Consider the following 12,866-nt stretch of genomic DNA (forward strand, 5'->3'; position numbering starts at 1 on the left):
GAAAACTTCCATCCTGCATAAGTTCACATTCTTTTTATCTGCAAAATAGGCAGATTTAAGTCTAAAAATATGGAGGCATACACTCTATTGAAATCCCTCTAAATTCTGGCAAAATACCTCTATGTCAAAGAAGAAACCTCCTGTTCCCTATGACCTTTTTGCCAAGGCCTTCCTCAAAGACCCTGAAAACTTAAAAGCCTTCCTCTCAACCTTCCTCCCTGAGCACATTAAAACTCATCTTGACCTTGACTCCCTTAAAATCATCCCTGAAGAACAGGTTTCCCTTTCAAGAAAAAAGCGAGAAATCCCAGATCTTGTTGCAGAGGTTAATCTCCTTAGTGAAGGTAAACCTTCAACCAAAGCCCATCTCTACATCCTTATTGAGCACAAAAGTGCACCTGATAAAAGAATTTACCTTCAGATTTTAAATTACATAACCGCTTTAAATGAGAGGTCTTTCAAGGAGGGGAAGGGGTATGTGCCTGTTTTACCTCTTGTGTTTTATGAAGGGGATAAGCCCTGGGGCTATCCTGAAAGGATAGAGGAGATATTTTCAGTGCCAGAGGGGTTAAAGGGAGAACTTTTTAAGGTTCATGTGGTAGATTTAAAGAGGGTAGAGGATGAGAAGATATTGAGGGTATTTGATATTTTAGCAGGGCTTGGGTGTTATCTTTATTTAATGAAGGCGGAATCACTGGATTTTGAAGAGATAATTGAAGTTATTACAAGGGCGACAGAGAGATTAGTAGCAATAGGGGAGAAAGGAAGATGGGAGATGGGATTTTTGATTAGGATATCTGAAATAAAGTTCAGGGTTGACGGGGAGGTAATCTGGTTTAATATATTAGATAGTTGTGAAGAAGAGGGGGTAAAGATGGAGTTAAAGAGCTTTTGGGATAAAGTGGGAGAGAAGTTTTATAAGCAGGGAATTGAGCAGGGAATTAAGCAAGGGATTGAGCAGGGGAAATATCAGGGGTTAATTGAGGATGCAAGGGAGCTTGTGCTTGAGGCGATAGAGGTGAAGCTTGGGTATGTGCCGGAGGAAGTAAGGGAGAGGGTGGTAAGAGAAGAGGATAGAGGAGTTCTCAAGGAGTGGCTGAGGAAAATAATTCTTGCCAAAGGTTCTGAAGATATCTTTAAACTCTTTGAAAATTGATAATTTGTAAGCTTTCTTGTATTCTTTTCTGCTATAAGCATAGTCAAAAATTCCTTTTAAAAAAAATCCTCTTTAAGTTGTAAAAAATATGGATGCATGCATGCCCTTGACTTTGAGATAAAGGATGTTAATTATAAATAAAAATTGCAGGAGCTATCTTTATGCCTGAAGTTGATCTTGAGGAGCTTTTTTTAGAAGCAGCCAAAAAGCTTGCCCAGAAAGATTTTGAAAGGGCCCTTGAGCTTTTTAATAAACTTTTAAATTATGATCCAGGGCATGTTAAGGCCTTAGAAGCAAGAGCCGCTATTTATCTTCAGAAAGATGAGCTTGACTCCGCAGAAAAGGACCTAAGAGAAGCAATGGAGAGGGAACCTGAAAATTATAGAATTTACTTTCGTTTAGGTCAGGTCTATTATAAAAAGAAAGATTTGGACTCTGCCCTTGAGCTCTTTACTCGGGCTATTGATCTTAATCCCATGTATCCAGCGGCTTATTTAGCAAGAAGTCAGATTTTAAGAGAAAAGGGGCTTGAAGAGGCAGCTGACCTTGAACTTGATAAGGCAGTTGCTGCTCATAGGGAGCTTGCTAAGGCCCAAAAGATTATAGATTTTGCTTAAAGGCTCTCCTCAAGGATAAGGGTCCACTTAAAAGGGTCTTCAATCTCCCCATACTGGAGACCTGTTAGATAATCAAAAAGCCTTTTGGCAATCTCTCCTGTTTGCCCTTGATTTATTAAATATTCCCTTTCCCGATAAAAAATCTTACCCACTGGGGAAATCACAGCTGCTGTGCCTGTGCCAAAGCACTCTTTTAGTTTTCCCTTTTCAATTCCCTCAATAACCTCATCAATGGAGATTCTTCTTTCCTCAGCTTTTAGTCCAAGTATACTTGCGAGTTTTAAAACGGAATCTCTGGTTATACCGGGAAGAATTGAACCAGTGAGGGCAGGAGTAATCAGTTCATCCTCAAAAACAAAGAAGATATTCATGGTTCCAACTTCTTCTACATATTTTCTTTCAAGGCCATCAAGCCATAGAATCTGGGTATAGCCTGCCTTTTTGGCTTCTTCTTGAGCCTTAAGACTTGCAGCATAATTACCCCCCGCCTTAACATCCCCTGTGCCTCCTGGAAAGGCCCTGACATATCTTTCCGTTACATAAATCTTAATGGGATTGAAGCCTTCTTCGTAATAAGCTGAAACCGGGCATAAAATTATTATAAATAAATATTCATGGCTTGGCTTAACCCCAAGACTTCCCTCAGTACCAAAGACAAAGGGTCTAATATAAAGTGCTGAGCCCTTTTGCTTGGGGATCCAGTCTTTATCCAGCCAGACTAAGGTCTTTATAGCCTTAAGCACAAATTCTGAATTAAGTGTAGGAATACAGAGCCTTTCAGCAGATCTATTTAAGCGGGCCACATTTTCCCAGGGACGAAAGAGTCTAATTTTCCCATCCACACCATAATATGCCTTAAGGCCCTCAAAAATGGTCTGGGCATAGTGAAGGACAATAGCTGCTGGATGAATCTCAATGTTTGAAAAGGGAACTATGCGAGGGGAATGCCAGCCCTGATCACAGTTATACTCCATAATAAACATGTGAGGAGTAAAGACCCGACCAAAAAGCAATTTTTCAAAATTCGGGGCCATCCTCTTTTCCTCGGGTGCCAGTCTAATCTCAATCTCCATAACTAAAATTGTGCCTCCCACTCTATTTAAATTTTCATAAATTAAACCCTTTTACCATTTTGACAAGCACCTAAGGATGTGTTAATTTATAAAAAATGGCCTTGCGTTTATATCAATCCCCCATCTCACTAAAACTTTTACAGGAAAAAAGTTACTTCCAAAGACTTGGTGAAATTTTACACTTTTCTATAGAGGCCCTCCTTTTAAAAGAAGATATTTTCACAATTAATGAGGAGACACTAGCAAAGCTTGTGGCAAAGGCCCTTTTTCTCTATCCAGAGCCTTTACTTGAAAGGGAAAGGTTAAAAGAAGAGGCCTTAAAAATCCTTAAATCTGCCATACAAAGCGAAGATTGGAGGGCTTTGCAAAATATTTTTAAGGATGCTGAAGCATTTTATCAGGAAATTGAGGGCTACTTTGCAGAGGAAAACAAAATTTTGAGACCAGATTTCTTGATTTTTAAGAAAGATATCCTTTATCTCCTTGAGTTTAAACTTCGTAAAGAGGATTTTCAAAAGGAGCAAGTTAGACTTTATCAGAAGTTTTTGAACTCTCTTTATCCCCAAAGAAGGGTAAAGTTATGCCTTTTGACCTTTCTGCCTTTTAAATTTATTCTTTTTGAAGAAAACCTTAAGGAAAGTTCCAAAGATGCGGATCAAAAGCTACTTAATACCACCCAGCTCCCACTTTTTGAAAAGTTTAATTAATTTTCTCTCTGGAGACCTCGATTTCAAAAATCCTGAGGTCTCTGGTTTTTACATCGTCTTTCCAACCAAAAGAGCCTGTTACTACTTCAAACACCTTTTGATTCAAAAATTTAATGGCCAGTCACTTTTCTTTCCAAGAGTATTAGCCTGGGAGGAATTTTTACAGAAGCTCTATCTTGAAATCTGCGAAACTCCCAAACTTCTCCTGCCAGATAGTGCTAAAATTTTTTTTCTTTTGCAGTCCCTGGATAAAGAAAAACTAAGGAAAGATCCTACCCATCTTTTATTCTGGGGAAGCAAGTTTTTAGAGGTCTTTGAGGAATTTGAAAAGGAGGGAAAACTTCCTCCCAACCTTCTTTATCCACCCGAGGGAATTCCAGATACAGCTCAAGCCCTTTTTGAAGAACTTGCTAAAATCTATGATACCTTCAAGGAGCTTTTAAAGGAAAAGGGTGTTCTCTTCCCCTTACAACTTCTTTCAGAAATAAGTGAGCTTTTATTAAAGAGAGAAAGTGAGCTTAAAATTAAAGGATTAGTTATGGCAGGGTTTGCAGCCCTTCGGGAAGCAGAAAAAGAACTCTGGCAAAAACTTTTTGAGGTTCTGAAAAATACCCCTATTTATCTCTTCTTTGAGAGTAACCACCCTCCGCATCCTATTCTTCAGGAGACCTTTAAGGCCTTAAAGATAGAGGCCTCCCTCTTGCCAGATAATTTTTTAGACAGATTGCCATCTAAACCAGAAATAAAGCTTTTTTCCTTTCCTGATATAGAATCAGAAGTCTCCAAGGTAATGGAGAACCTCCCTTCAGAGCTAAAGAGGGCTGATCAAGTGGCTATTATTCTACCTCAACCCCTGACTCTCCTTCCTCTGCTTCATAGGTTAGAAACAACTGACCTTGAGGTTAACATAACTTTACCTGTTTCTTCCCGCATTCTTCCCATATATCATCTTTTCAAACTCCTCATTAAAGCGCAGAGAGAAAGAAGAGGGAATTATTATTTAACTGAGGGTATTTTAAAAATACTCAGATTCCCTCTCTTAAGGCTTTTGATACAGGAAGAGGGCCTTTGGGAAAAAATCCTTAATGCAATCAAAGAATTTTTAAAAAAAGAAAAACCAAGAGAGATATCCTTTGAGGAGCTACTGAAAATAGTTCCAGATTTACTTCAACAGGAGTTATTTGAAAAGGTCTGGCAGATCCTATTTAAAAATTTTGAGAATCCTGATAGCCCAGAAAACCTTAAGAATGCCCTTTTGAGGGTGCTTGAATTCTTAAGCCCCGCTCTCCAAAAAAAAGAAGAGGTTTTAAATGAGACGCTGGATGCCTTTTTCCTGAGGGGATATCTTGCCTTTCTGGAAAAAGAGGTCTTACCTCTCTTTGACTACTCACCTCTCTGGAAAGGTCTTGATTTTGAGGACAAGAAGGATTTTTATCTTCGTATTCTTGACTTTTTGCTTTCTCAGGGAAAGATTTCCCTTTCTGGAGAACCCTTAGCTGGTGTTCAGATTATGGGACTTCTTGAGGCAAGGCTTCTTTATTTTGATAGGATCATCCTTCTGGATGTAAATGAAGGGGCCCTTCCCCCAGCTACCCCCCTAAATCCCCTTTTAACTGATGAAATCAAGACCTATCTTGGCCTTCCCATTTTTAAAAATGAGCTCTGGGACTATTATTTTGAGCAAATTCTTTTCTCAGCTCCTGAGGTTAACCTCTATTATATCCTGACCTCCAAGGGCAAAGGAGAGCTAACAGGAGAACCCTCTCGCTTTATCCAAAAATATAAGTGGTTGTCTGAAAAAAACGGAAGTCCCCTTAAAGAAGAGACTTTTAAGCCTGAGCTGAAACCTTTGACACGCATTGATGGAATTCCCAAGAAAGATGAAGATAAAGAAATCCTTTTAGCTTACCTTAAAAGGGGATCCTTAAGTAGATTTTTCTTTGAGACCTATATTACCTGCCCTGTGAGATTTTACTTTAAATATCTTTTGGGTCTTGACTCTCCAGAAGAAATCTCCCTTCAAGACAGGGATATAGGTCTTTTTTTACATGCTTTTTTTGAGAAATTATTTGGAGCCTATCAAGGGAGAGCAATCTATTTTTCTGAGATTACCCAAAAGGGTAAATGGGAAGCCCTTTTTGAGGAACTCTGGAAAGAATTTGGATTTGAAAGAAGTCTTGACCCTCTAAATCTGTGGCTTTCAGAAAAGATCGCCCGAGCCTCAATTGCCAATTATCTCCAGCATCTTTATTCCCTTGAAAGGGAAGGAACAATTAAACGCTTCCTTATCCTTGGTGTTGAAAAGGACCTCGAATATAAAACCAATCTTCATTCCTATGATATTAAACTCTGGGGTAGAGTAGATTTTATTGTCAAAAGAGAAGAGGCTTTCCCCAAGTATTGTATCTTTGACTTTAAGAGCAATCCCTATAAAAAGCCAGCTCCCTCGGCCTTAAAAAAGCTCTTGAACTTTACACCCCGAGGAGACTTTAGCCTTGAGGAATTATCTAATTTACAAGAATGCTTTGGCAAGGATTTAACCAATTTTCAACTCATCTTTTATCTCTTTCTCCTACTAAAAAATAAAGAAACTTTACTGAATTTAGAGAGTTATTCCGAAGTTGAAATCAATGCAGGCTATCTAACTCCCTCTAATTTTAAAGAGCCTGAAAAATTTTTGATAACAAAATCTAATTATAAGGAGAGGTCTAAATTTTTCCAATTTTTGGAAGAGGACTTTGAAAGCCTCTTGGATTTTGTCTTGACCCATATCTTGGAAAGTCCAGCCTTTTATTTTACCGAAAATGAAGAGGCCTGTAAATTTTGCGATTACAAGTCTCCCTGTTTGAATCTACGAACTTAGGAGGAGAAAATGAAGTCACCTCTCAACTTTTCCATAGCACAGATGGAAGTAACCCAAAACTTAGAGAAAAATTTAGAAAAAATTCTTGAATTCATTAAAAAAGCTAAAGGGGACATAATCCTTTTTCCTGAGCTTGCTTTAACAGGGTATCGGAATTTTCAAGAGCTTTCTCCAGATACGGTTGAAGTTGCTCTAAGGGAGATTCAGAGGTCAACAGGGGATAAAAAGATCTTTCTTGGATCAGTCTTTTTCAAAAAAGATGGATATGTTAATGCCTACCTTGCCCTTTCTTCTTCAGGTGTATCTTGTCTTGCAGAGAAGGAACTTCTCTTTCCAGGACTTGACGATCTCTATTATCTTAAACCGGGTCAAAGAAAGGGGTGTCTCTTTTTAAATTCTACTACCTGGATTATAGCGATTTGCTTTGAATTAAGGAGTCCTGAACTTGTGAGAGGTTTTCTATCTGAAGGGCTGGATGGTTTAATAGTTCCTGCTCAGTGGCCAAAATTGCGCATAGACCACTTTAAAACCCTTCTTAAGGCAAGAGCCCTTGAAAATCAGATTCATTCCATAGGTATAAATGGTGTAGGAAAAATCGGAGAGCTTGAGCTTGGCGGAGGTTCTCATGTTTTCTCTCCCTCCGGAGAAGAACTGGGAAGTTGTGGTGATGAAGAGACCCTCCTTGAGCTAACCCTTGACCTAAAAACTCAACCCCTTCCCTATCCTTTAAGAACCCCCTTTTTAAAAACCTCTAAACTCAAAACCCTGGATGAACTTAAAGAGATTATTTCCAAAAGAAGATCCAAAGGACAGGTCATGGTCTTTACAAATGGTTGCTTTGATCTTTTGCATGCGGGGCATGTGGATTACCTACAAAAGGCAAGACATCTGGGAGATTTTCTTGTGGTTGGACTTAATAGTGATGTATCTATCCAGAAAATCAAGGGACCTGAAAGACCTATTAACCATCAGGCTTACAGAGTAGAGGTTTTATCAGCCTTAGCCTGTGTAGACTACATTATTCTCTTTGATGAGGAAACCCCTGAAAGACTTATTCATACACTAAAACCTGATATTCTTGTAAAAGGGGAAGACTGGCCAGAGGACAAAATTGTAGGCGGGGCCTTTGTCAAAGGCTATGGAGGAAAGGTAATCAGATTGCCCTTCAATTATAATACTTCTACAAGCAAACTGATAGAAAAAATCAGAAGTAAAGGGATTTAAGCGATTTCCGAGAGAAGAGACCCTACCATAGCCCTTGCAATCTGTTGATTGGAGACTTGATAATTTCCAGAGGCAATTTGCTCTTTCAATTGAGAAACCTTTTCTTCTCTAATCTCAGGCAGGGAGGAAGCCTTAGCCTTGGCATTCTCAATTGCAGGTTTAATGGAGAGTTGAACCTGATCCTGGGTAATCTTAAGTTGTTCATTTTCTTTTGGTTGTTCCTGAGGTCTTCCCTTTTGGATTTCTCTTTTTATCTCTGTTTTTTGAGGTGTTAATTCGTTAATTTTCATATAAATACCCTCAGGGCTTTTTATATTATTTATCGGCATTTTCTACTCCCTCTTTAAATTCCTCTTTTAAAGATAATAGACAATCTTTCAAAAAAGTCAAGCTATTTTCAGAGTAAATCCTCAGGGTCTATATCTAATTCCAGTTTCAGGCCTGAAAATAGTAAATCTTTAAGATAAATCAACAGGGGTTTAAGGTCAGAATATTTTTCACCTTTTATAAGAATTTGCCAGCGATAAAACCCCCGGAGTTTCCTTAAAGGACAAGGAGAAGGACCAAGAATTTCCACAGGCAGACCTTTTTCTTCCTTCAATTTTTCAAGATTGAGCTTAATTTCAAGGGCCTTTTCTTTGAGTTTTTCTTCAGATATTCCTATAAAGCGTAGGAGTGCAAGTTTCCTAAAGGGTGGAAAGCCATATTTTTTGCGATTTAAGAGTTCTCCTTGGAAAAAACCTTCATAATCCTGGTTCAAGGCCTGCTGGATAACATGATGGTCCGGAAGGGCCGTCTGAATTAGTACCTTTCCCTGTTCATCCTTTCTACCAGCTCTACCTTCAGCCTGAAGAAGGAGTTGAAAGGTCCTTTCATGGGCCTTATAATGGGGTAAAAATAAACCTTCCTCAGCCCTTAAGATAACAACCAGATTTACCTGGGGAAAGTTGTGTCCATGCACCCCCATCTGAGTTCCCACTATAATTTTTGGGCTGGGCTGATAAATTCGTTCCATAAGGAGATTTAGCTTTTTTTCCGAGTTCACTGCATCCCTGTCAAACCGCAAGATCTCAGCTTCGGGGAAAAGTTTTTGCATCTCCTCTTCAATCCGTTCTGTTCCAAATCTCAAAAATCTCCATTTACCCCTTTGACACTGAGGACAAAGAATCCTGGCCTTTAAAGTTAAAGAACAGTAATGACAAAGGAGAAAATCTTCCTCCCTGTGATAGGTTAAGGGAATACCACAATTTGGACAGGTTAGGATATAGCCGCAGTCCTCACATTTGACAAGGGGAGCATATCCCCTGCGATTAAGATAAACAAAAACAGACTTTCCTTCTCTCAGACTTCTCTCTATCTCCATTTGAACTTGCTGGGTAATCAATTTAAATTTTTTATTTTGAATGAGTTTAACCTCAGGCATTTTTACGAAAGGTCTTTCTTTGAGGGTAAGAAGTTCGTATTTTCCAGTTCTGGCATAATAGTAACTTTTAAGGCTCGGTGTAGCAGAACCAAGTAACACTAAGGCTCCTTCCATCTTCCCCCGCACCAAAGCAAGGTCTCTGGCCTGATATCGGCATGGAAGATTTTCCTCTTTATAGGAGGAGTCATGTTCTTCATCTACTATGATAAGTCCCAAATTCTCAATAGGGGCAAAGATACTGGAACGAGTTCCGATAACAAGGCTTGCTCTGCCGTCAAGGATCTTCATCCACTCAGAAAGCCTTTGCTGAGGGGTTAAGGCACTGTGCAAAAGGGCCATTTTATCTTTGAAGTGATGAAAAAGAAGCCTCTCAATATAATGAGTAAGAGCAATCTCTGGAAGTAAAAAGAGAACCCTCTTCCCCTGGGCTAAGGCCTCTTTTACCAGTTCCAAATAAATAAGGGATTTCCCTGAGCCTGTTACACCATAAAGCAAAAAGGGGTGATAGCCTCCCTCCTTTAGTGTTGAGATAAGCCTGCGTAAAATTCTCTGCTGTGCCGGGGTGAGTTGATAATTTCTCAGAGGCTCCAAAGGAAGGGTAATTTTTCTCATCTTTGGATACTCTACTCTTTCAAGATAGCCTTCCTCCTGCAGTTTCTTAATTTCTTTTGCTTTCAAGGCCTCCTTGATAACCTTTTCAGGCACCTCATCAGTCTCATTGAAAAGGGGAAGAATCTTTTTAGCAATCTCAGAAGGAGGAGACTTTACCAACCGGTAAAAGACCTCAACCGGAATCTTTACTCTGGGGATTTCTGTCTTAAGCTCTAAGAGTCCAAGGTGAGCCCAGTTCTTAATTTTCTTCATCTGGATTTTAGTTTTCTTTAAGAATTGCTTTAGTCCCATCCCTTTTGAAGAGATTTCTTCAAAGGCCCGAGGAAGACTTCCCTCTTTCAAGGCCTTCTGCCCTGCCTTGGTAAGATAAATTCTTCTGGCTGGAACTCTAAAAACACCCGATGGAAGAGCCATTTTAAGGACTATTCCCAGAGGGGACTGATAATAACCTGAAACCCACTCAAGAAAGGGAAAAAGCTTTGGTGGATAGAGAGGCAAAGGATCAAGGACATCTTCTATTTCTTTGTATTCAATAGAAGGGTCAAGTAAACCCTGCATTGCAGATTCTATCTTTAAAACAATTCCAACTATTTTCTGTTTACCAAAAGGTGCAACTACCCTGACACCTGGTAGAATAAAGTTCTCACTTAGATAATGAAAATTTTTAAAAAGAGGAAGTGGTAAGGCAACTTCAAGAAGATACATCAAAGATTAGCACAAAAAGACCTAAGGACCTCTCTTAAAGCTGGATCCTTTAGGGCATAATGTAAGGTAGCCTCAAAAAATCCTTTCGGATTTCCTGTATCAAGCCTTTTTCCCTGAAAGAGATAGCCATAAACAGGATAACCGTCCTCAATCATTTTTTGAATAGCATCTGTCAGCTGATATTCTCCAGAGATCTTCGGAATCTCCTTGAGATATTTAAAAATTATGGGATCAAAGATATATCTTCCAATGATGGAAAGATTAGATGGAGCCTCCTCTATTGAGGGTTTTTCAACAACTTTTTTTATTAAGATAAGATCATCTGAAAGTCTTTCTCCATCAATTATGCCATATTTAGAAACATCTTCTAAAGGAACCTCTTCTAAGGCAATAATACTATGTTCTCTGGTTTTAGAGGAAAGCTCAAGATAGCGCTCATTCATCTGTCTTAAGCAGGGTATATCGCTATCCACAAGGTCGTCTCCCAGAATAACTGCAAAGGGCTCATCACCAACCAGTCTTTCTGACATCAGAACAGCATGCCCAAGGCCCTGGGGTATCTTTTGCCGAATGGAACTTAAATATTTAATCTTCTCTTCCACTTCTTCAACCAGCTTTAAAAGGGCCTCTTTGTTTCTGTCCTTAAGAAATTTTTTTAAACCCAGATCTATATCAAAATAATCAAGTATGGCTTCTTTTCCGTAGGAGATGACAAAAATAAGGCTATCAAGGCCTGAGGCAATAACTTCATCTACCACATACTCAATGACAGGGCGATTGAGAAGGGGTAGAAGCTCCTTAGGTATGACCTTTGTAACAGGAAGCATCCGAGTTCCAAACCCAGCAACAGGTAAAACAGCTTTTCTGATCATATAGATCCCTCAAGAAGTTTATTCAGAGTAGTAAAATAGGGTTTGTAAAGGTGTTCCCAATAAGCTTTGGCTTTTGAAAGGATCTTTTCAAAATCTTTAATATCTTTTTCATTTAAAATGAGATTTACAGAAAATAAAAACATCTCTTTTATATCCATTGTATTCAAATTAGGTGAAATAAAGACTATAAAAATATTTCTTCTTTTTTCAATAACTATACCATCTAATATTGTTTTAGCTTCCTTAAGCTTATCCAGAGTTTTTACACCAACGATGAAGTAACGGACATCAACCATTTTTATCCATTCCAGAAATTCCTCAATAGAAGAAATAGATCTAATCTCAGTTTCTCCTTGTAGGGCTTGAAAAATAGGATCTGGTTTAGAGTCCAACTCCCAAAGGATTAAGGTTACTGGTTTTTCAAGAAGAAGATCCTTTAATTCCAAGGTCATTTCACACCTTTCCCAAGAATTTCCAAATTAGTTGGAGTTTCTTCTCTTCTTTTTTGTTTTTTGATGAGTTCAATCTGTCTGCCTACAATATCCTTTCTAAGAGCATGATAATAAGCTATATCTTCTTCAATAAGACCTTGATCATAAAGTTCAATAAGATTCTGGTCAAAGGTGCGCATACCAAAGGGACCACCTTGGGTCATTATATCATAAAAGGTCCTTCCTTCGGATTCGCCTGTCATAATAATTTCTTTGGAACGCAGATTGTTATAAAGAATATCAAAAACAGCAACTCTTCCGCCTCCGATTTTGGGCAAAAGTTTTTGCCCCACAACCCATCTTAGGGCTGAAGAAAGTCTTTGTCTAATCTGGTTTTCTTCATCTTTATCATAAAAGCCAATTATTCTATTAATAGTCTGTCCAGCCCCTATAGTATGAAGAGTGGAAAAGACAAGATGTCCTGTTTCAGCAGCGGTTAAAGCGATATCCATGGTCTCGCGATCACGAATTTCTCCAACAAGGATTACATGAGGAGCTTCTCTTAAAGCAGCTCTCAGGCCCTCTGCATAACTTGAAAAATCTGTTCCAAGCTCACGCTGATTTATCGTTGCCCTTATGGGCTTGTGAAGATATTCAATAGGATCTTCAAGAGTAAGAATATGCACAGGTTCATTTTTATTTATTTCATTTAATATGGCAGCCAAAGAGGTAGTTTTACCCTGGCCCGTTGCACCTGTAACAAGGATTATTCCAAACTTTTCATTGGCGATTTTATAAAAAACCTGAGGTAGAGACAGTTCTTCAATACTTTTCACTTTACTTTCAAGTTTTCTCATAATAATATTATAAGTTTTTTGGCGACTGAAAATGTTGACTCTAAAGCGCGTATCATCATCTAAGAAGAAAGAAAAATCAGCATAACCATCTTGAAGAAGTTTTTTAAATAGAAAAGGTTTGTCTCTCAACATGACAAAGGCAATTTCTTCCGCTTGAAAGGGATTTAAGACCTCCACAGGATAATCCGATAAAAAGGCATTTTTCATTCTTCCGTAAACCATAATCTGAAAGGGATATCCCGAAAGGATAAAAATATCAGAAATTCCGGGTTCTAAAAATGCTAAGGATTTAACAATTTTCTTGATCTCAGTTTCGGTTAGCATAG

At 38.6% G+C, this 12,866-nt stretch carries 11 protein-coding genes; 5 read left to right on the forward strand and 6 right to left on the reverse strand.

The genetic code is table 11. From position 1 onward, the window contains the following. The first annotated feature begins 121 nt into the window (after nt 1-121). Complete coding sequence (locus tag THC_RS04150; RefSeq protein WP_068513751.1) at nt 122-1,156, forward strand: Rpn family recombination-promoting nuclease/putative transposase; 1,035 nt, start codon at nt 122-124, stop codon at nt 1,154-1,156. Between the two features lie 161 nt (nt 1,157-1,317). Continuing rightward, entirely contained in the window at nt 1,318-1,773 is a 456-nt protein-coding gene (locus tag THC_RS04155) for a tetratricopeptide repeat protein (RefSeq protein WP_068513754.1), read from the forward strand. On the opposite strand, the gene THC_RS04160 is transcribed toward THC_RS04155, so the two are convergent. Next, nucleotides 1,770-2,846 carry a branched-chain amino acid aminotransferase gene (locus tag THC_RS04160; RefSeq protein ID WP_068513757.1) on the reverse strand — a complete coding sequence of 359 codons (1,077 nt, stop codon included), beginning with the start codon at nt 2,844-2,846 and terminating at the stop codon, nt 1,770-1,772. The genes THC_RS04155 and THC_RS04160 overlap by 4 nt on opposite strands. Before the next feature lie 95 nt (nt 2,847-2,941). Here THC_RS04160 and THC_RS04165 point away from each other — a divergent pair, with 95 nt between their 5' ends. Genes THC_RS04165 through rfaE2 form a run of 3 tightly spaced genes read left to right on the forward strand, consistent with a single transcriptional unit; the run spans nt 2,942 to nt 7,640 of the window. Next, nucleotides 2,942-3,553: a hypothetical protein gene (locus THC_RS04165; RefSeq protein WP_068513760.1), complete on the forward strand. Its 612-nt coding sequence runs from the start codon at nt 2,942-2,944 to the stop codon at nt 3,551-3,553. Then, nucleotides 3,537-6,416, forward strand: a complete 2,880-nt coding sequence (locus THC_RS04170) for a PD-(D/E)XK nuclease family protein (RefSeq protein ID WP_068513764.1) — start codon at nt 3,537-3,539, stop codon at nt 6,414-6,416. Before THC_RS04165 ends, THC_RS04170 begins: the two co-directional genes overlap by 17 nt. Before the next feature lie 9 nt (nt 6,417-6,425). Continuing rightward, on the forward strand, nt 6,426-7,640 hold the full coding sequence (rfaE2, locus tag THC_RS09190) for a D-glycero-beta-D-manno-heptose 1-phosphate adenylyltransferase (protein WP_082706277.1): 1,215 nt from the start codon (nt 6,426-6,428) through the stop codon (nt 7,638-7,640). Here the strand turns inward: rfaE2 and flgM are convergent. The 5 genes from flgM to THC_RS04200 all read right to left on the reverse strand — a co-directional run bounded on the left by flgM (nt 7,637) and on the right by THC_RS04200 (nt 12,864). Then, the gene (gene flgM, locus THC_RS04180; protein WP_167344319.1) at nt 7,637-7,930 is read right to left on the reverse strand and encodes a flagellar biosynthesis anti-sigma factor FlgM; all 294 of its coding nucleotides are present in this window, start codon (nt 7,928-7,930) and stop codon (nt 7,637-7,639) included. The genes rfaE2 and flgM overlap by 4 nt on opposite strands. Nucleotides 7,931-8,037: 107 nt before the next feature. Further along, nucleotides 8,038-10,380, reverse strand: a complete 2,343-nt coding sequence (gene priA, locus THC_RS04185) for a replication restart helicase PriA (protein WP_068513770.1) — start codon at nt 10,378-10,380, stop codon at nt 8,038-8,040. Next, on the reverse strand, nt 10,380-11,252 hold the full coding sequence (locus THC_RS04190) for a UTP--glucose-1-phosphate uridylyltransferase (RefSeq protein ID WP_068513773.1): 873 nt from the start codon (nt 11,250-11,252) through the stop codon (nt 10,380-10,382). The genes priA and THC_RS04190 overlap by 1 nt, the downstream gene beginning before the upstream one ends. Beyond that, nucleotides 11,249-11,704 (reverse strand): hypothetical protein, encoded by a 456-nt coding sequence (locus tag THC_RS04195; RefSeq protein WP_068513775.1) that lies wholly within the window; start codon nt 11,702-11,704, stop codon nt 11,249-11,251. The genes THC_RS04190 and THC_RS04195 overlap by 4 nt, the downstream gene beginning before the upstream one ends. Continuing rightward, on the reverse strand, nt 11,701-12,864 hold the full coding sequence (locus THC_RS04200; protein WP_068513779.1) for a type IV pilus twitching motility protein PilT: 1,164 nt from the start codon (nt 12,862-12,864) through the stop codon (nt 11,701-11,703). Before THC_RS04200 ends, THC_RS04195 begins: the two co-directional genes overlap by 4 nt. Between the last annotated feature and the right edge of the window lie 2 nt (nt 12,865-12,866).

Origin of the sequence: Caldimicrobium thiodismutans (assembly GCF_001548275.1) — a bacterium.
GTDB lineage: Bacteria > Desulfobacterota > Thermodesulfobacteria > Thermodesulfobacteriales > Thermodesulfobacteriaceae > Caldimicrobium > Caldimicrobium thiodismutans.